Origin of the sequence: Leptospira noguchii serovar Panama str. CZ214 (assembly GCF_000306255.2) — a bacterium.
GTDB lineage: Bacteria > Spirochaetota > Leptospiria > Leptospirales > Leptospiraceae > Leptospira > Leptospira noguchii.
In genome coordinates, this window is record NZ_AKWY02000024.1 from 169,793 (window position 1) to 189,221 (window position 19,429).

A 19,429-nucleotide genomic window follows, 5' to 3' on the forward strand; every position below is an offset into this window, starting at 1 on the left:
AATAAATATATTTTTAAATCCTAGAATCACTTAAGCAGAACAATATATTCTAAAAAACTTATTTACTTTTTTTACATTTTTTCTCTCTCGCCACTTTTACAAAAGTAAAGAAACTCCAATTTTTGATTAAGAAATCTAAAAATGGAATCAACTTAACTCTAACTTATATTCAAAATCTAAGATAAAATTTTAGTTCCCGGAATTTCTAATACAAACTTAGAGCCAAATACTTTTGCAGGAGTAGTAAAACCTGCATGGAATTTCTTTTTTTCTACTTTAGAAACGGCAGCTAACGCAGATTCAACGGTAAATTCATACGCTTCCGTACAACGCATACGAATGGAAACTCTCTTAGAATTCGCTTCGCTCCAAACTTCTCCCCAAAGAAGCACTTCTCCCTTTTTTCTTTTTTGTTCATCTGGACCACTTGCAGTTACTTCTACAATTTTTTGTATTCCTTTTAAAATTGTGGTATTTTTTAAGAAAAAAATACCAGGTCGTAATAATTTCAAAATCTTAGTTTGTAATTCCGGAAAAGAAGAATATACTGTGATGTTTGGGATTTCCGTGGAAATAAATGAAGTAAAAACGTCTCCCCAAGGAACCGCAAAAAATTCCGCATAATGCCCGTTAATCTCCACTACTTTTTTTAAACTCAACTGTGGAATCGTTTCGATTTTTCCGTTTCTTCTTATCTTAGATCCATAAGGAAGCTGAACCAGTGCACTTTTTAAAGTTCCCCTGGATAAGTCAGTAAAACCGGTAAATCCTAATTCTAAAAAATGTGCTTTAGAAAGTTTTTCTTTGAGCATTACCGCAAGACAATCCGTGGGTACTATGTCAAATCCCACTCCCGGAAGTAACATTATATTTTTTGCAAGTGCTTTAGGGGATAAGGAATATAACGTTTCAAATACCGGAATTTCTCCGGTAATATCCAAATAATGAACTCTAGATTCTATACAAGCTTTTGCCATTGGAATGGCTGTTTCTATAAATGGACCGGCACAATTTAGAACTAAAGAACTTCCTGAAATCTGGTTTTGAATTTCTTTCAGATTTTCCAAAGAAAATATTTTAAACGGAAGACCTAGTTCTTCGGCAACAGAACGAATTTTAGATTCGGATCTTCCAGCAAGGATCGGTGTTTGTCCTCTTTTCACGGCTTTTCTAGCAATTAATTTCCCCGTATAACCATTAGCTCCATATAGAAGCCAGTTCTTTTTTTTAGCGGCCATAAACCAAATTTACCTTAAATACAAGAATTAGTCAAGTTTAGACAGGAATTTGAAAACGATCTTAAAATCGATTCCAATGACTTTAGGATTAGTCCCCTATTGCATAACTTAAATCTAAACTCAAATTTCAGAGATTTAAATTTAAATAAAACACAATTACCATTAAAAATAATTCTATTTTTATAATTTACTTTTTGTAATAACTACTCAATCGCCATTTCATACAGAAACTCAATTGAACGATCATTTTTTATATACATACTTTAAAAACTTTGAAAGTGATTTTAAATTTAAAACCATCTTAAGAACGGTTTAAATTTATATGTTTTGCAACAAACAAAACTTTCGAAAGAACCTATAACCCATAAACAATAATTAATTACTACATTTAACAATGTTTTAAAATAAAAACAACTTGTATGGATCAATTCAATTTTTAAAATATCTTCCATGTGTTATTATATCACTGCGACCATACCAAATCACGTAAATTTAATTAAAACGCATGAAGTTTTACAAAACTACAATTTAGGTTTTGAAGAAATTATAAATCCAAACATTTTAAGTCAGACGTCAAATCGTTATTTCTATTTTCGGCCTACCACAAACAATTGCGATTGTGAAACTGCATTAGGAAAACGTAACAGAGCAAAAAACACATCTCATCAATCTACAATTTCTAAATTGGAAAAAAAAGGTTGGAGTAAAACCAAAATCGATCGGTGGCTTTCGGAAAAAGTTCGTTCTGAATTTAATCAAAAAACCAATACTTCAAAAGAATCTAATTTATCAGAAACGGAATTTTGGCATCAGTTGATTTTGAAATTTTTCTCGATAAATCTTTGTAACGAATTCGGGTTATTGATTCATTGGTATGAAGGATCGTTAAAAGAAGAATTTAAACTCAAAAACATTTTGAAGATCAATTCAAATCATTTATCCAATTCATTCTTTGAAGAAATGGAAAATGAAATTCTATATTTATTTCAAAAATAGTTTTTTGAATTTCCAAACTTAGATTCGTAAAAAATAGAATTCGATTTTAAATCCCATTCAAAATTGATGTTAAATTCAAAAACGAATTATAAAAAGTATTTCAATTTGACCTAAAAAAATAAAATAGTCTTACTCTATTCTCGTTTTACGTTTTTGAGACTTGTTTAAATTCAAAAAGAATAGCTCTAATTTACACATTTAAGATTCTTAGCAAGTTTTTATATTTATAATTTACTTTGTATGACCACTTATTCTTTTTTAATTGTGTCTTTATCGGAAAATTAAATTTCATTTTAGAAATTATGAAAAAGATTTTTGCTCAGATCAGTAGATATTTACTCTTCTTTATACCTCTACATTCTCTTTTATTACTGACTGCCACCTTTTCAGAAGAATTATACAATCTGCAGTATCATCCTACCGACTCATTGGATTGGGTAATATTAATATACTTAGTTCCAGCAATTGCAGCCGCATTTTTAAACCAACTGATTCCTTCTACTTATTTTGATACAACCAAACATAGGATTATCACCACTGTATATTTATCGATCGGAGTAATGATTTTATTTTGGAGTCAATCTCATTGGGGTTATTATCTTTCGCGCCCATCAATACCAAATTCAATCAAAGAAGTAAAACAATTGGAATCTGAATTGTCTCTTGAACCAAATATTTTTCCCGCCTGTAATCTGAAATCGAAAGATCGTGACTGGCAACTTACTAGCTCAAAACGATTTGATTACGATGCCACACAAGATAGAATCGAATACTTTTTAGACGATATTTTTATACACCTATCCAAGAATCAGGATGAAACAAACTGGCGCAAAGCCTTAAATAAAACTTCATTTCGTTTGAATATTTCCAAGGGTATAAAGATTCACGATTTCATTCAAAAAAATTATACCTTTGATCAGCGAAAAGCTGAATATAACCGAGTATGCTTTTTTAATGCAGTAGATATATTTGAATTTATAGATTTTGACGGGAATAAAATCTACTATGTGGGATATTCCACACACCAACTATCAAACGACCACTATGCGTATTATGAATTTATAATTTATGAAAGTGAAAATGGTTATCAAATTAAACAATCCAATCGTTTTTTTTACGATGTAGCTGGAGTTGAAGGTTTAGAGTTTCCTTATTTTATGCTTCTATTCAACATTCTTTATGTATCTTTTTCGGTATCTATTATAAAGCTTACCCAATTTAAACCTAAAAAAGTTGGTTGATTGCAAATTCCTTCAAGTTTGATTGTATTTCAATTGGCCCAATAATTTGCCAATCGGACCCTAGTTTTTGAGAAAGTAATAAAGACTGAAATACGGCATTCTCTATATTTTTAGAATTTAAGTAAGTTCTAAAACTAGCTTCGTAAAGAGATTTGTCTTTCCAATATTTTTCATAAGTAAGACTTACGATTTTATAATCAAAGGTCTCTTCTATCTTAGATAAAATTTTAAATGCTTTCTCTTGCTTATTTACTTTTAAGAATACTTTCCATTTCAAAAAATAGGGTTCAAAATTCACCGTATTTTAAATCGGTTCCGCATTTCGAATCGCTTCTTCAATTTCTTTGAGCTGAGTAGAAATTCTAGCATCGATCGCACCCACGTCTGTTTCGATGATAACACCACCTCGATCCACTCTAGAATCTTCATAGATATTAACCTTGCGGAGAGATTCCATAAGTTTGATCAGCTCGTCTTTATGAGCGGTTGTAAGTTCCAAGTCCGCAAAGTTGACTCGAATATCCACTCGGTCGCGGTCCTTGATTCTTTTTAATGCTTCCCTAATATTATTGAGAACGATTTCTTTTCTTTCAATAATTTCGTCTTTAATGACTTTACGTGCGATGATTAAAATCATCTCCACCATTTGTTTTTCCGAAGCTTGAATGATTTCTTCCCGAATGTCTATCGCTTTACCTACGATAGTTCCCAGACGATCAATCAAACGTCTAACTTCTCCCTGACCTTTTTTAAAACCAACTTCTCGACCGGCATCGTAACCTTTTAAGTAAGCCTCGTGTTCAATCTCAGCCACCTTCATTTCGGCTTCTTTGATCATCCTTTCGACTTCCATCTTGGCTCTATCAAGAATCTGTTCTGCTTTGGCTTTACCAGTATCTTCTTCTAACTTTACTTTTTCTTTAGAATCTTGGATCATCTGAAAGGCGCGTTTACGTCCTTCTTCCTCGATCTCTTCTGACTTTCTTCTGGCGTCTTCTAAAAGTTTACGAACCTGTTCTTCGTTTTCTTCTCGGTAACGATTTAACTCCGCTTCAATTTCTTCGATCGAAGGTCCTTGGTACTGTTCAATGATATTTCCTTCTTGATCTACCTCAAACTCTTCTGCGTCTTCGTCCCTATGAAATTTTTTATATTTATCAGGAATTGCTAATTCTACCTGATCTTTCATATCCGAAATTTGTATGGGTTTAAAGACGAGTTTGGCCATGACTTAAGTCGCTCTCCAAAATTTAATACTTCCTTCCTCGATCTCTTCCCGTAGTCTTTCCAAAATTCCGTTTTGAGCAGTCTCCATTTCTGCAAGACTGATCGGTCCCATAGAATCAGATTCCAAACGGATCGAAGCGGAGAGAGATGGTTCTAATTTTTCAAGAATTCTAGACTGTATCTCCGTTTCCGTACCCTTTAAAGCACACGAAAGAACGATCGGATGGAAGGAAGAAAAAAAACGATTCAAAGGTTCTCTTTCTAAAAATAATAGATCTTCCATTCGAAAGAAATGTTCCATTATATTTTCGGCAAAACCGGGGCGCTTCTCGCGGATTCGAGCAAATATTTTTTGAGAATCTCCTGGACGCAACCTACCTAAAAGATCAGCCGCTTTTTTTCCTTTGGGGTTATGGATCGGTAGACTTTTTTCTTCGAGAGCAATTGCTTCTAATTTGAATTTTAAAAATCTTTCCAAACGATTTTTTTCATATTCGCTAGAAAGATCTAAATCGTGAATTTGGATCAGAATTTCTTCTTTTATAACTTCTGGAAAATCATTTAATACAGCCGCCGCCGCGTCTGGATTTCCAAAACAAAGAACGAGCGCGATCATGTTCGGTTTTTCGCCCGAAACGATCCTGGAAATTTCTTCCGAGTTTTTTGTCTTCAGTTCTTGTAAGAGGTCTCTTTCTTCTTTTTCTTCTTTGAGAAGCGCTTCCAGTTCCCGGATAAGATTTAAACTTTCTGGATCTATGGTTTCTTCTTTTTGAATTTTAGAAAGAGAATTTAAAAAAGAAGAGAGAATTTTTCTCTCTTCTTTCGAATCTGGTTTTCCGGTTTTATGAAACGTTTCTAAAAGTTTTCCAGTTTCTTCCGGACCTAGATGTTTGTAAACTTCCGGAGGAAGATGTTCTCCTAAAATTCGGAGTAAACTTCCAGCCCTGTTTTGTCTGGAAGACAGGTTGTTCATCAACCTGCTTCCTCTTCAGAGAGCCAAGTGCGGAGAAGTTGTGCGACTTCTTCCGGTTTTTCTCTGGCGAGGTTGATCGCGTTTTCGAGAAGTTCTCTTCTGTATTTTTCGTCGAGAGAAAGCTCCACTTCGGCGCCGCTTTCGTCCATAACTCGAAGAGCTGCTTCTCTCATCATCTGTTGTTGGGCTGCAAGTTCTTCTTCTCTGAGTCTTCTTCTTCTTGCGATTTCTTTTTTGACCGCTCTGTAAACCAGTATGCTTACGATTAAAAGTAAAATGATGATTAAGGACGCGATGATCATCTGACGGATCGCTTTTTGTTTACGCAGTTCTTCGTCTTCCGCAGAAAATTGAGCCGATCTGTCTTTTGGGATTGTGACAACAGAAATTTGGTCTCCTCTGGCCTTATCGATTCCGACTGCAGATTCTAAATTTTTACGGATCTGTCTGAGTTCATCTTCCGAAACCGGAACGTATTTACGATCGTAACCGGTCCCGTCTTCTTTCTCTTTCTTTTCCCAGACCCCGTCTATAACAACGGATAAGTTTACCTTTTCTACTTTCCAAGGTTGTTTTTGAACTTCAGAAACTCTTCTGTTAAATTCATAGTTATTGATGTTTTCGGCTTTGCTATATTCCGCTTTTTGATAATCCGTATCTTTATAACCGGGAGCAATGTTTGGTTCAGTTCCTGCGGGACCGTCCGGAGTAAAACCTCTACCTTTAAAATCTTCTTTGGTTTCTTTCGAAGAAACTTTGAGTGAATAACCGTCTACGAGTTTTAGTTCAGAATAAGGAGTGTTTGGATTATCTGGAATTGCAACAACCGGCGAAACCGAATTATCTTTGTAAGACTCTTTATCCCAATTTAAATTATATTCAAAACGTGTAATGTCTACTCTGTCTTCTCCACCTAAAAGCCAGCGAAGTGTGTTTCTCATATCGATCAAACGTTGGATTCTTTGTTCTTCTCCAATCCTTAATTTTTCTTGAACGATCCTAAGTTCAAGTCTCTCTTTTTCTAAGTCTTCTTCAAAGTCGCTGATAATTTTACCATCGGCGTCGGCTACACTCACATTTTCCGGTTTTAATTTAGGAACCGCTCTGGAAACCAAATTTACAATCCCTTTGACTTCTTTCCTAGAAAGAGATTCCACTCCTGGAATGTAATGTAAAATAACGGATGCTTTTACTGGAGATGAATTAGAACTAAAAAGTTCGTCTTCCGGAAAGGCGATATTGACGTAGGCCTTGTCCACCGAACGCAGAGTCATAAGAGATTGTTCAATTGCACCTTTTAAAGCACGGTATTTTTTGATGTCCTTGTCGAACTGAGTTTCGGTAAATTTGTCTACGTTAAAAAGTTCCCAACCTTGAACTCCGGCTGGAATTAAATTTTCTTGAGCGAGTTTTGTGACGATCTCTTGTCTTTGTTCTGGGTCGACTGTGATCACGCTCGTATCGGAACTACCATATTGATAACCGAGAGAATCCAGTTTTTTAGTGACTTCTGCAAAGTCCTTGCTGGTTAAATCCTTAAACAGAACCACTCTGTTTTTTTGAAGAGAAATCGTGGAGAGAATTCCGATCGCAATTAAAACGGTTAGAGCCACCCCTCCCAGAATAAGTTTTTTAGTAGTATCCAGGGTTGTGAAAAATTCCCGGATGTTATTTAAAATTTTCTGTAACTGCTCTGGCATAACGGATCTCCACCGAATTTACAATACGGGACATAATCAAATATCGGAAATAGAGTACAATCTCTTTTCAATTTTTTTAGAAAATTTTATTTCGGTACACAAATGTTAAGCGAAATAAATAATACATTCACCATTTTGAATGTGTTTGAGATGTTTTTAGTACTGAACTTTTGTGTAGATGTTTCCATACTCTTACGATTTGAACTCAAATCAATAGAATTGTTAAAAAATGAATTCCCCATCTGTTTTATAAAAACGGTCGATTGAAGCAGTTTTGTTAATCGACACTTTCAACAACTCTAATCAAGTCTGGAAAAATTATATTAGAAAAACTTTTAAAAAATTTATCTTAGATCGATAAGATTGTAATTTTTATTACGATTAGGAACACATGAAAATCATATTATGATGGTTAGTTTCGAAAATTAGAATTCCTTCGAAAAATCTAACAATTCTGGTTAGACACAATTTTTGAAAATCTCTGCATCTTTGATAAATTCGATCGTTAATTTTGAGTGCTATTTCTATATGTCGTCTGAGTAGAAGCCATCTTAGAATAATCAGGCGACATTGAAGCAAAGACAAAGTATTTTTTGAGATAGATTGTAGTAAAATCTCTTCAGATTAAAAAACCAAAGAAAATCAAAAACTGAAACCGAAGATTTTTTAGCCGAGCTACGATCTCCGCTTTTTTCTAAAAACTGAATTATAGTGACATAATTTTTTTATTTTCTCATAGATACTTGACTTTCTTGTAAATTATAGATACCAAGAGATAATCCTTATGATAGAAAAGAAATTTCATGAGAAAGTAGACGTAATGTCTAAATATTTCCTAATCATGGATCGAACCGAAACGATCCGGAAATCCGGAAAAGTCACTCGAGTTTCTGGAAACGTAATCTATTCAGAAGGCCCACCCGATTCTAAAATTGGGGAATTAATGGACGTCCAAAAAAGTGGAAAAGAAGGTTATCTCCAATGTGAGATCGTAGGCTTTGAAGGCCACGTTTATACTCTTATGCCCCTTGGCCCCATAGAAGGAATTTATCCGGAAGCGTTTGTATTTTCTTCCGGCAGAAAACTTGCCATCCCCGTTGGAAAAGAACTACTTGGAAGAGTTTTAAACGGGGTAGGAAGACCGATCGATAAAAAAGGTCATATCATCACTAAAGAAGAACGCGCTCCAGATAACGAGGTTCCCAATCCTTTAGATCGCCCGATCATCCGAGACATTCTCATGACCGGGGTTCGAGCCATCGATGGAATTCTCACAATCGGAAGAGGACAAAGAGTCGGAATCTTTTCCGGTTCCGGTGTAGGTAAATCCAGTCTACTCGGGATGATCGCGCGTTATACCGACGCAGACGTAAACGTAATAGCTCTCGTAGGAGAAAGAGGTAGAGAGGTAAACGAATTCATTGAAATCGATCTCGGAAAAGAAGGACTAAAAAAATCCGTCGTCTTAGCCGCAACCTCCGACGCACCCAAAATGGAACAGGTAAACTGCGCTTTACTTGCAACTTCCATCGCGGAATATTTTAGAGATCAAGGAAAACACGTAAATCTTATGATGGATTCTTTAACTCGATTTGCGCAGGCCAATCGTGAGATCTCCGCTTCTAATCACGAACCTCCTATTACGAGAGGATTTAGTTCATCAGTTTTTTCTAAATTAGCAAAACTTGTTGAACGTTCTGGAACTTCCAAATCGGGAGGAACTATCACAGGATTTTATACGGTTCTAACAGAAGCAGATGAAATGGAAGATCCAATCGCAGATGCTGTTCGAGGTTATATAGACGGACATATCATTTTGAATAGAAAACTCGCCGAAAAAAATCATTATCCTGCAATCGACATACCCGCTTCCCTTTCCAGAGTAATGGCAAGGATTGCTTCAGAAGATCAAAACCTAAGAGCGGGAATGATCCGAGAACTGATCAGCGTTTATAACTCCTCAGAAGAATTGATCCGTTTAAACGCATATGTTTCCGGTTCCGATTCAAAGGTAGATCTTGCGATTCGTAAAAAAGACAAAATAGATCGTTATTTAAAACAGAAAATTCAGGAACGTAGTACTTATTCTCAAGCTTTACAAGGTCTGAAAGAAGTTTTAGAGGAAGAACAGGAAGAAGAGGAATTCTAGATTTTGAAACGTTTTCAATTTAGTCTAGAACCGGTATTAAATCTTCGCAAAAAAAAAGAAGATGAAAAACTAAAGGCATTCTCGAAAGTTACAGGTGAAATCAACCAGATCCGCAACTCCATTTTAGAAAACGAAAAACAAATCGAACTTCTTACGGGAGAATCTTATTCTCTTCAAGGGGCCTCTTTAAGAGATTACCAACTTCATCAAGGTTATATCCGCTCTCTCATTACCCAAAACGAAAATTTAGAATCCGACATAGAAAATAGAAAATCAGAGTTAGATTCTAAAAGAGCAGAACTAATACTCGCTCAAAAAGATCGTAAAATTTTAGAGATTCTTAAAGAGAATCAATATAAAGATTACAAAAAATTATATTTTAAAAAAGAAAAGTTCGAACTCGAAGAACATTACAATCAACTAAAATCCATTGAACGGAGAAAAATCAATGAATCCTCTAAATCGATTCCGAGAGTCTTTACATACGATACTGGATCAAACCCCGAATCGCCTAACGACGATTCAGGCGCATCCGAAATCAAAAAACTATACGACAGATATAAAAAATGAATCTTTATTTCAGAAAATCTTAAATGTCGCAGTTGGAAATTCTAACCAAACGACAGATTCTATGCTTAGCCTTCAGAAGAAAATTACCGATTTTCAAAAGAAAGCGGAAGATTTGGAAAATAAAATCAACGGGAATCGAATCGATCTAAAGGTTTAACATGGCATCCTTAAGCGACAAAGCAAGAGCTATCTATCTAGTACTTCTCATTCTTTTTTTATTGGCGATCGGTTTTTTCGTTTTCGATTATTTCCAAATCATCAACGCCTCTGAAATTTTTCCATTTCTTCGTAAAGAACCTGCTCTCGTAAATCAAGACAACGAATCTCCCAGCGAACTTCAAAAATTAGAATTTTCTAAAGCTCAAGAAAGATTTGCGGAAGAATTAGACGAACTTGAAAAAAGAAAAGTAGAACTGATCGCCGAAAAAGGAAAACTTGAAGCCGAAATGGAAAAGTTGGAAGAAATGCGCAAGGGCCTCATTGCAAAAGAAAAAGAAATGAAATCTGCAGACTCCGAAAAAAATAGTCGCCAAAAACTAGTTAAGGTTCTTGCGGATAAAGTAGGAAACATGCCTCCCGAATCCGCAATTGGAATGCTTGTAAACTGGCCCGATGGAGATATTATAGACGTTTTTATTCAGATGGATAAGGACGCAGAAGAAGACGGAAGACCTACAATCACTACTTATCTTTTAACACTTTTTCCTGCGGATAGACGCGCTATGATTACAAACAAATGGCTCAGTAGATATAGTGGAATCAAAACCCCAGGTATTCCAGACGATGCAATAGAATCGAATCCATAAATTTGGAGAAACTATGAATTTTAAAATAAAATCGTTTTTTATTCTTTTCGTATTTTTAGTGTTAGTTGAAACCTCTATTGAATCCAAAAAGAAAACAAATTCCCCGCCTCCCAAGGTAAACGGTTACGAATTAGTCTCCAATCCATCTGCAGCCTTCGGGAAAACGATTCAAATATCTGGAACCGTTTCGGAAATTTTATATAAAGGAAATTCGATTCGTTTTTTGGTTTATTTTTCTGGTAAACCGGTCGCTCTGGATTCGGATTCAACTTCTCTAATTTCCAACGTCCAAGTAGGAAGTTACGTTTCCGTTTGTGGCTTTTATCTGAAAGACCGAGAACTCAAAGCAAACGGAACTCCGACCACCATGCCGTTTATTTTAGTAGATTCTCCAGATTGCAGATAACGTGAGTTTAAAACAATCACTTCGTATTTTATGTGTTAGGTGAAGCTTTAATTTTAAAAAACTCTTTTTAACAATCTTACTTTTAAACTCTTTGCAAACTTCAGGAGAATCTAGTATTAAACTATTTTCCATCTTAAACGGGATGAAAATTAGAGAAACTCCTCAATCGGTGAGTTAAGCAAAGGTGAAATCGTTTCTTGGAATGGTGAAATTTCTAATCATAAAATAGAGAATATTATAAACAACAATACAATTAACGCGCCATTTTTTAAAATTATCACCAAAAATGGATTAGAAGGCTAGGTTTTCTCTGGAGCTTTAGAAAAAGAAGAAAAGAATATTTGGAGAAAATGTAACCGATCGATACCCTCATCCATTGCAAAAGAGAATAGTAATTTTAAATTAGAAATTGATAAGAATATAGGATTTGAATCGATCTCCCGTTGTATTTTTCATTTTCTAAATCGTACACTCCACTCAAACGTTCCATGTTTTGTTCTTCCGGGAAAACATACGTTCTTTTTACGCCAGAACAACGGAGTAAAAATAAGATAAAAAAAATAGAATGGATGTTTTTCGCAAACGATTCAAAGTCGAATGACTCTTAAATCTTAAAAGCATAATTATTTTATAATATACAATTTCCCGACTATTCTGACATAAATCCTTTCTGTTTTCTTTCCGAGGATCTCATAATACGCAAAGCCTTTTCCAAAGGATAATCCTCTACCACATACATGTCCCCATACATGAGCATGCCGACGATTTTTCCCTTTTCGTCGTAGTATAAATATCCCCGATCATGGTCGTCGGCTAAGTATAATTTTTTCGGATTTAAATGTTGGACACAGTCTGAAAATTCAGGATCGTATGCGTGTTTCGCCGCAAACAAGAAGGTATTTTTCGGTTGATGCGGATCGGGAGGACCTGAAAAAAATTGAAAGGAATGTCTTTTGCATTTTTCTACCGCTTCCCCTCTTTTTTCTAACAAAGCGCCTCGAACGACAATTCGTCTCTTAGATAAGTTTTCATCTTCGGATGAACTGGAATCGTAAAGTTGATTCCTTTTTTGATCTGAGACAAAACGCCGAGAAGAATCGGATCCTTGGTTCGAATGAATTCGATTTTTTCTTCGTCGTATTCGATCCAGACCGTAGCTTTTGCCGGATCGATTTGAAACGAACGAAATTTTAAATCCTCATCTCGATCATTGACATCGACAAATTGAAACGTTTTCGAAAGGTCAATTTTTCCCAAACCGAAAGAATCCATCTTCCACAGATAGTTAAACACTTGAACGGAATATCCGTTTCCTTCCGAAAGAATCATCACAGGACGGATAAATTTCGAATTTTCATTCTTTGAAAAATACAGACCTTCGACATCCCGATGCGCAAGGAAAACGCAACTCGCATTGACGGATACAAAAGAAAGAAAAAATAAAATTATTAAAAAAGATAGTAACATACGATTTTTCTTATTTCTCATTTTAAATTTCCTAGAATAATCCCTTCCAACTCGACGAGCGCCTTCTCCAAATCGTCGTTCACGATTTTAAAATCGAATTCACTTTGTCTTTCCAGTTCGGCTTTGCCGTTCCGGATTCGTTTCAGAATGTTTTCTTCGGAGTCGGTTCCTCTACCTCTAAGACGTCTCTCCCATTCCACTTCGTTCGGAGGAAGAATAAAGATCGTAACGATCTTGTCTGGAAGTTTGTCCTTGATGATCTTTGCACCTTGAACATCTATGTCCATGATCACGGAGGAACCGTTTTGAAACGCTTCTTCTATGAATTTCAACGGGGTGCCGTAGTATTGATCGTGAACGAGGGCCCATTCTAAAAATGCTGACTTGGAAATTCCTTTTTCAAACTCTTCTTTTGTCAGAAAATAATACGTTATGCCCTCTTTGTCGCCGGGACGAGGAGCGCGGGTCGTACACGAAATCGAAAATAAAATCTCGGGATGCCTTTCCCTGAGTTTTTGAATGAGCGTTGATTTTCCTCCACCTGCAACCGAGGAGAGAACAAAAAGTTTAGGAGAGTTCAGTCTAAATCTTCCTCTTCAGAAGCGATCGAATTATCTCTGGATTCAATTCTTCTAGTCAGAGATTCAACTCTAAGATTGGAAAGAATAAGATGGTTACTGTCCGTCACTATAATCGAACGGGTTTTTTTACCCTGAGTCGCATCAATTAGGCTGTTGTTGCTCTTTGCTTCGTTTCGGATTCTTTTAGCAGATGCAGAATCCGAATGAATGATGCTTACGATTTTAGAAACCAGAACGATATTCCCGAATCCTACGTTGAGTACGCTAAATTGGGACATCAGAACCTCCTATTTCTGTCCAACCTGAACCTTTCAATAATATCCACCTCACCCAGAGCGAGATCCAAAACTTCCGAAATTTCTTCATGAGTATATTTTCTTTTTAAAAGGAAAACAACTTTCTCTATTTTTGTAGAATCTTCTCCAATTTCGAGTAACGCTGCTTCGGCGGAAATTTTTGTAGAATCCGGTTTGATAGGCTGATAACCTACAATATTTTCTTGTAAAATTCTACCAAAGTCAGCTTCTTTCGGTTTTAGATTGTCCTTAAAAACAAGAGAAGAGGTTTCGCTCAACTTCGATTCGGAAACGGGCGTAAACGGATTTTCATCCAATGAAATATCCAAAGTGGAATTCCTAGTTCCCGGAAAAAAATCGTTCCCAAACGTTTCATCTTCCTCACGAACCGTTTTGATTTCTTGAATGCCAAAAAATTTACGAACACCCTTACCGATCGTCTCTAAAACCAGATTGGAAGTAGAACCTTGTGAAAGAATCTCCGATTTATTTTTGGATACAACTTCTCTTTTTGTTACCTTAGGAGTAGTTTCTGATTTTTGAATATAAGAAGTATGGATTTTAGAATTAGAAACCTTCTGCAAATTAGAAAAATCTTCTACATCCTCCCTAGTCAGATCCAGATTTTCTTTATAGATATGACCGATTCCTTGTTGAACAAAACTAGAAATTCCAGTATGATTTCCATTTTTGAGGGAATATGAATTCTCAGATTCTTTGTTTTCAACATTAATTACAGAATCTTTATGTACAATTTGGATCTTTTCGAGAATATCCGAAGAAGTTGCCTGTTCAATTCTTTTGACCAGTTCTTCAGCCTTAGAAGTGATCTCTTTAAAAGTGAGAATTCTCGCTCCCATAAGATCAACTTGTCTAAGAGACTCGGTTTCCAACTCGTCTATAAAATCTCTAATTTCTCCGTTAATCTTTCCCAACATATGGGTACGAATTCTTTCGGTTACTTTTGAAGTAATCGTATAATATAAAACAACGGAAACAACCGCGTTGATTGCCAATACTGCAAATAGTTCCATACTTTTCCCCCGGTACGTCTCCAACAACATTCCTTCGGAAAAAGTTTAAGCAAAAAATTCGATTTTACCTCGATTGGACGGAACGTTAGACGCCTTTTGGCCATTGGAAGAATACGTATAAGACTTATCGTCCGAGGCCGATTTGTATGTTTTCAATCGATCCTTGATCTGATCTATTTTCTGATTTCTTGCCGAAGCCATTTTTTCCCTAGATTCAGGAGAAAGAGAAAAAACGTCGGTATACAATTCAACGGCGTATTTGCGTGTGTCGTTATATTCTTTGACCATCCGAGAAGTTTCGGAGATCATATGAGGCATGGTGAAAGGATTCTCCACCTGCTGCTTCCGGATCATATCCGGAGCCTGACCATAACCTAAAAAAGTATCGCTCAACCTCATTCTAAGGTTTAATTACCACGATTTCGTTTTTTTCTCCAGTCTTTTTTATCCGGCTCAGGATCTTCATAAGGAACTTGGCGAATCATTCCATTTTCTTCTACGAAAGTTTTGTTCTTAATCTCGTTTCTAGTTTTAAAATCAGAGTTTCGGATTCTCATAGTCACTCCGCCGTAGAGAACTTTTTCGATACTGATCTTACCGTGAGACGACTTTTCTTCCATATAATTTTTAAGATTACTAATTTCCGTTTCAAACTCTTTGACTCTAGAATCGAGTTTATCCACTGCCTTCTGCATTTTAGAAAGTTGATTTTCGTGTTCTTCCGTAAAAGAAGCCGGATCGGATTCTTTTCTGGCCTGAAGAGTTTTTAAACTTTTGAAAACTTGTTCGTGTTTGGCCTGACTTTCGTGCATCTTGGCTTCGTAGTCGGCAATCTGTTTTAGAACCTTAGGATCAATACCTACAACAAGTTCAGTCGCTGGATTTGCAGAAGAACCGATACTTCTGGCAGCGATCAGCTCGGAAGCCCGAACCGTTCCACCTACAATTTGGCCTCGTTTTCCATTACAGAGAATTTTTCCTCCAGCACTCACAAAAGAATGTAAAACTCCCTCTTGAACCATAACGTCCTTTTCGGTGATCACGGTGGCGCTTTGTATGAATTTAGCGATCACGTTTCCACCAGTGGATTCTACGTGAGCCTCTTCTCTTCCGGAAATTCCTTGGCGAATGATGATGTCTCCATCTGCTTCCACTCTCGCCTTTTGAACCGTTCCGTAAATTTCAATATTACCGGCGGCTTTGACTGAGTAATTATCTTCCACGTTACCCGTAATTACAATCGAACCTAGAAAAGTAACGTTACCCGTTTTGATTCCTACATCTCCATTCACTCGATAAACGGTTTCCACCGAAAGTCTTCCGGTCGCATAGACAACCTGACCGTTTACTTCCGCGGTCAACTTGCTTCTGTCTTCGGAAAGAATAGTTCCCTTTCCTTGTTTTAAGTCTGTATCCGCTCCGTCTTTTGCAGGAAGAAGTTCGTTAAAAAGAGTACGACCGTATTTTCCTTTTTCTGCAGGAATTTTTTCGGCGAGTAACTGACCTACTACTACGTTTTCAATCAGATCCAAATCCTTGAAGTCTACTCTTCCAGATTCGTCTTCACGGAAAGAAATATTTTTAGAAGTCCGAACGTGATAGATGATCTGAGCGTTTTTACCGTTGATAGGATAGTCTCCCTCAGCACCGATAAAAGGTTGATTATAAAATTCTTCTTCCAGTTTTCTTTGAATTTCTTCTTCTTTAAAACCGTATTTTACTCCTGCGTTTTTGAGATGATTGACTACGTCTCTAACTTCAAAATCCTTTCCACCAGGTCTAGGAGGAAGAATTGTAACTTTAGCTTTCATTTTATCAGCAGAAATATCTAAGATTAGTTTTGCTTCCATCCCTGGTCTAGGTTTCTGTTGTGAGATAAGAACCGGCTCTCCTTTTGCTTCCTTTACAATTTTGCGGACCAGTTTGCCGTCCTCTCCGGAAACACCTTTTAAAGAAAGTTTTTTAAACACCTCGTCCAGATCCACTGGATGACCGTCACCTAACGGTGCAAAGGTGGTAAGATACGCTCCGTTTCGAAGGATTTGAACCAGAACCTTTCCGTTTTTGTCCTTGGGCTGAATGAGATCTTTGAGATCCTTAGAAACGAGTTTACCCGAACCGCCAGTAAGTTTTTGATCTAGCTCGGTTAATTCATCCAAAAAGTTATCTTCCGGAAGAATCGAAGCACGAATGTGCCAAGGTTCGTGTCCGAAGAGCTTTTTCTTCCCACGTTTCAAAACTACATAGTCCAATTCGTGTACTTGTTTTTTAAGATGTTTTGCGGCGAGACGTAGAGAGTTTTCCAGAGTATCTCCGTAAACTTCCACCTGTTCGTTCTGGATACGATCCAGTTCCTTGCTTTGGTCTTGTAAGAATGGTATTAGAGAACCCATATTCTCCCCGTCCTAGTAAATCAAAAATTACTTACGAGAAATGACGGACTTTACTTTACCGAGTTTACTTCTCAATCTGGAAACGGCTCTAGTGTGTAACTGAGAAATTCTGGACTCCGTAACCTCCAGCACCTCACCGATCTCCTTTAAAGTTAGATCTTCATAATAATATAATACGATTACTTTTTTTTCTTTTTCAGGAAGAGTTTTGATCGCTTCTACGATTACATTCTTAATTTCTTCTTTTTCTATAATCGTATCCGGATTCATATTCATAGGAGATTCTAAAGTTTCCATAAAGGAAACCTCGTCATTTTCATCTCCTAAAAACCAGATGTCGTTTAACGAAACAAGAGAGGTTCCGCTAATTTTTGTAAGAAGGGAATTGTATTCTTCCATAGAAATTCCCAATTCTTTTGCGATCGCGTCGTCGTCTACTTGCTGGCCCTCTTTGTTTTCCAGCATTCCTATAATTTGTTCTAGTTGTTTTGCTTTTTGACGGATAGATCTAGGAATCCAATCGATGGAACGCAACTCGTCAAAGATACTTCCTCGAATTCGAGTCATTGCATACGTTTTGAATTTAATCAGTCTTTCCGGATCGAACTTTTCGATCGCATCCAAAAGTCCAAAAACTCCATAAGATACAAGATCGTCGAATTCAACGTTTTGAGGCATGCCTATAGCGATTCTACCTGCTACGTGTTTGACTAGCGGAGAATATTTTTCTACAAGGTAAGCACGGATATCCTGATCTTTGGTTTCTCGATAGGATTTCCATAGTTCCGTCTCATCCTGCTGGTTATATTTCTCATATTTTTTGGACATAAGCTCGGATCTGGAAGACCTCATTTAAAGTGTCGAGCTTCTCAGAAAATTGCAATAGCATTTTTTAATGCAAAAACGGGGAAATCAAGCAGTTTTTTGTCTCATTCAATTTCTCAGATCAAACGATTACTTTTCGCCCATATCGTCTCGAGCCAACATAGTACGAATCGCTTCTGCCATAAGTTTAGGTTCATTTTTGATCGCTATATTTTCGACCATGATGTGATCCCCAAAGTTTCCATCCTTCTGACGTTTCGGAGCAGCAGAAGCAAAAACTTCAGAGTTGGAAGATCCTTCCGCAAAATCTGTATCACTTGCGTTACTCGTATAATCTCTTCCTTTGACTACATTCTCCGAATCGGTAGCATGAGCGGGAGGAACGTATTCTCCTCCTATATTGGAAAGAAAATCTAAAAACTCTGGAACTTTTGTTTCTAAAATCGAGTGTACTCCAAATCCTAAAACCGCAAACGCGATCATAGAAAGAAAGGTTACAAGAAGGACATGACCAAAAGAATTTCCAATTAAAAATCCGCAGAGAGCGCTGATGGCAAAAGCAACTACTACAAAAACCCCGATAAATAAAATCTGAAGATTCAAGGACTATTCTTCTTCGTCGTTCTTATCAAATTCTTTGTCTCGGACGTCCATAAAGTTAAAAAACTTTTTGAAAAAACCTCCGATTCCAGAGTCTTCCAAAGGTTCTATATCCTGATTTAAAAGTGAATACGTTATACGATTTAGACAAGCTGCTGCCTTACTTTTAGGTGAATTGATAATATAAGGTTTTTGTTCCCGAATACTTTTTTCTACTTCTTCATCCTGAAAGATAAATCCTAGGTTTTCTACCTTCACTTCTAAAAATTGCCCGCTAATGTCGATAACTCTATCTGCTACTTTTTTACCTTCGATGGCGCTTCGAACCCGATTGACCACCATTTTGAGATTTTTATCTCTACTCTGAGATACAATCGCCTTGATCAGTCCGTAAGAATCGGTAATTGCGGTCGGTTCCGGAGTTGTAATTACGATCACGTCGTCTGCGGGCAGAGTCAGTCCGATTACATTAGAACTGATTCCCGCACCAGTATCAATGATCATAATATCATAATTATCTAATTCTGAAAATCCCTTGATCAGAGAATTTCTCTGAGTGTCGTTTAGGTTTGCAAGTTGGGAATATCCGGAAGCTCCCGCGATAATATCCACTCCTTCCGGAGTTTGGATAACTATGTCCTTCAGGCTTTTATGTCCTTTGACTACGTGATAAAGATTGTATTTAGGAATGATTCCTAAAATTACGTTTATGTTAGCGAGCCCTAGATCCCCGTCGAATACGAGTACTTTTTGTCCCGCCCTTGCCATAGAAATAGCCAGGTTTACGGAAATGGTACTTTTACCCACTCCTCCTTTCCCGGATGCGATCGCTACGATCTTAGTAGTGGGTTTTCTGGATGACAGAACTTTAAGACTCGTGTTGCCCTCGGTGAGTTTCCGTAAATGAGCCGCCTGATCCATTCTTTA

At 36.7% G+C, this 19,429-nt stretch carries 20 protein-coding genes and 2 pseudogenes; 7 read left to right on the forward strand and 15 right to left on the reverse strand.

Going from position 1 to position 19,429, the window contains the following annotated elements; genetic code table 11:
- Positions 1-176 precede the first annotated feature (176 nt).
- Entirely contained in the window at positions 177-1,238 is a 1,062-nt protein-coding gene (locus LEP1GSC059_RS14410; protein ID WP_002177459.1) for a saccharopine dehydrogenase family protein, read from the reverse strand.
- A 450-nt stretch (positions 1,239-1,688) separates the two neighbouring features.
- On the opposite strand from LEP1GSC059_RS14410, the gene LEP1GSC059_RS14415 reads away from it, so the two are divergent.
- Together LEP1GSC059_RS14415 and LEP1GSC059_RS14420 are read left to right on the forward strand one after the other, a co-directional pair.
- Positions 1,689-2,234: a hypothetical protein gene (locus LEP1GSC059_RS14415; protein WP_017214385.1), complete on the forward strand. Its 546-nt coding sequence runs from the start codon at positions 1,689-1,691 to the stop codon at positions 2,232-2,234.
- A 302-nt stretch (positions 2,235-2,536) separates the two neighbouring features.
- The gene (locus tag LEP1GSC059_RS14420) at positions 2,537-3,475 is read left to right on the forward strand and encodes a hypothetical protein (protein WP_017214386.1); all 939 of its coding nucleotides are present in this window, start codon (positions 2,537-2,539) and stop codon (positions 3,473-3,475) included.
- Here the strand turns inward: LEP1GSC059_RS14420 and LEP1GSC059_RS14425 are convergent.
- From LEP1GSC059_RS14425 to fliF, 4 genes and pseudogenes are all read right to left on the reverse strand, one after another.
- A pseudogene (locus tag LEP1GSC059_RS14425) lies at positions 3,412-3,773 on the reverse strand (hypothetical protein). The gene LEP1GSC059_RS14420 and the pseudogene LEP1GSC059_RS14425 sit on opposite strands and share 64 nt — an antisense overlap.
- 6 nt (positions 3,774-3,779) lie before the next feature.
- The gene (fliH, locus tag LEP1GSC059_RS14430; protein WP_001096786.1) at positions 3,780-4,703 is read right to left on the reverse strand and encodes a flagellar assembly protein FliH; all 924 of its coding nucleotides are present in this window, start codon (positions 4,701-4,703) and stop codon (positions 3,780-3,782) included.
- Positions 4,704-4,706: 3 nt separating this feature from the next.
- Positions 4,707-5,675, reverse strand: a complete 969-nt coding sequence (locus LEP1GSC059_RS14435; protein ID WP_017214388.1) for a FliG C-terminal domain-containing protein — start codon at positions 5,673-5,675, stop codon at positions 4,707-4,709.
- Positions 5,675-7,375, reverse strand: coding sequence for a flagellar basal-body MS-ring/collar protein FliF (gene fliF, locus LEP1GSC059_RS14440; protein ID WP_017214389.1), 1,701 nt, complete (start codon positions 7,373-7,375; stop codon positions 5,675-5,677). The genes LEP1GSC059_RS14435 and fliF overlap by 1 nt, the downstream gene beginning before the upstream one ends.
- A 784-nt stretch (positions 7,376-8,159) precedes the next feature.
- Here fliF and fliI point away from each other — a divergent pair.
- The 5 genes and pseudogenes from fliI to LEP1GSC059_RS22225 all read left to right on the forward strand — a co-directional run.
- Positions 8,160-9,524 carry a flagellar protein export ATPase FliI gene (gene fliI / locus LEP1GSC059_RS14445; RefSeq protein ID WP_002177530.1) on the forward strand — a complete coding sequence of 455 codons (1,365 nt, stop codon included), beginning with the start codon at positions 8,160-8,162 and terminating at the stop codon, positions 9,522-9,524.
- A gap of 3 nt (positions 9,525-9,527) precedes the next feature.
- Positions 9,528-10,094, forward strand: coding sequence for a flagellar export protein FliJ (gene fliJ / locus LEP1GSC059_RS14450; RefSeq protein WP_002177532.1), 567 nt, complete (start codon positions 9,528-9,530; stop codon positions 10,092-10,094).
- Between the two features lie 158 nt (positions 10,095-10,252).
- Complete coding sequence (locus tag LEP1GSC059_RS14455) at positions 10,253-10,900, forward strand: periplasmic-type flagellar collar protein FlbB (protein WP_017214391.1); 648 nt, start codon at positions 10,253-10,255, stop codon at positions 10,898-10,900.
- A gap of 13 nt (positions 10,901-10,913) precedes the next feature.
- Positions 10,914-11,306, forward strand: coding sequence for a hypothetical protein (locus tag LEP1GSC059_RS14460; protein WP_002177524.1), 393 nt, complete (start codon positions 10,914-10,916; stop codon positions 11,304-11,306).
- Positions 11,307-11,448: 142 nt separating this feature from the next.
- Positions 11,449-11,747, forward strand: a pseudogene (locus LEP1GSC059_RS22225) (SH3 domain-containing protein); the annotation flags it as partial.
- A 208-nt stretch (positions 11,748-11,955) separates the two neighbouring features.
- Here LEP1GSC059_RS22225 and LEP1GSC059_RS14465 read toward each other — a convergent pair.
- The 10 genes from LEP1GSC059_RS14465 to LEP1GSC059_RS14510 all read right to left on the reverse strand — a co-directional run bounded on the left by LEP1GSC059_RS14465 (position 11,956) and on the right by LEP1GSC059_RS14510 (position 19,423).
- Positions 11,956-12,297: a hypothetical protein gene (locus tag LEP1GSC059_RS14465; protein WP_017214394.1), complete on the reverse strand. Its 342-nt coding sequence runs from the start codon at positions 12,295-12,297 to the stop codon at positions 11,956-11,958.
- Complete coding sequence (locus LEP1GSC059_RS14470; protein ID WP_017214395.1) at positions 12,291-12,794, reverse strand: hypothetical protein; 504 nt, start codon at positions 12,792-12,794, stop codon at positions 12,291-12,293. The genes LEP1GSC059_RS14465 and LEP1GSC059_RS14470 overlap by 7 nt, the downstream gene beginning before the upstream one ends.
- Positions 12,791-13,354 carry a guanylate kinase gene (locus tag LEP1GSC059_RS14475; protein ID WP_081099767.1) on the reverse strand — a complete coding sequence of 188 codons (564 nt, stop codon included), beginning with the start codon at positions 13,352-13,354 and terminating at the stop codon, positions 12,791-12,793. The genes LEP1GSC059_RS14470 and LEP1GSC059_RS14475 overlap by 4 nt, the downstream gene beginning before the upstream one ends.
- The gene (locus LEP1GSC059_RS14480; protein WP_002177472.1) at positions 13,351-13,632 is read right to left on the reverse strand and encodes a DUF370 domain-containing protein; all 282 of its coding nucleotides are present in this window, start codon (positions 13,630-13,632) and stop codon (positions 13,351-13,353) included. The genes LEP1GSC059_RS14475 and LEP1GSC059_RS14480 overlap by 4 nt, the downstream gene beginning before the upstream one ends.
- Positions 13,632-14,684 carry a hypothetical protein gene (locus LEP1GSC059_RS14485; protein WP_017214396.1) on the reverse strand — a complete coding sequence of 351 codons (1,053 nt, stop codon included), beginning with the start codon at positions 14,682-14,684 and terminating at the stop codon, positions 13,632-13,634. The genes LEP1GSC059_RS14480 and LEP1GSC059_RS14485 overlap by 1 nt, the downstream gene beginning before the upstream one ends.
- A 45-nt stretch (positions 14,685-14,729) precedes the next feature.
- A complete protein-coding gene (locus tag LEP1GSC059_RS14490) occupies positions 14,730-15,083 on the reverse strand; it encodes a hypothetical protein (protein WP_002177475.1) in 354 nt (117 codons plus the stop codon).
- 8 nt (positions 15,084-15,091) lie between these two features.
- Entirely contained in the window at positions 15,092-17,077 is a 1,986-nt protein-coding gene (locus LEP1GSC059_RS14495; protein WP_017214397.1) for a FapA family protein, read from the reverse strand.
- Between the two features lie 27 nt (positions 17,078-17,104).
- On the reverse strand, positions 17,105-17,905 hold the full coding sequence (gene whiG, locus LEP1GSC059_RS14500; protein WP_002177507.1) for an RNA polymerase sigma factor WhiG: 801 nt from the start codon (positions 17,903-17,905) through the stop codon (positions 17,105-17,107).
- A 126-nt stretch (positions 17,906-18,031) separates the two neighbouring features.
- Positions 18,032-18,505, reverse strand: a complete 474-nt coding sequence (locus LEP1GSC059_RS14505) for a hypothetical protein (protein ID WP_017214399.1) — start codon at positions 18,503-18,505, stop codon at positions 18,032-18,034.
- Between the two features lie 3 nt (positions 18,506-18,508).
- Complete coding sequence (locus tag LEP1GSC059_RS14510; protein WP_002177574.1) at positions 18,509-19,423, reverse strand: MinD/ParA family protein; 915 nt, start codon at positions 19,421-19,423, stop codon at positions 18,509-18,511.
- Positions 19,424-19,429 lie beyond the last annotated feature (6 nt).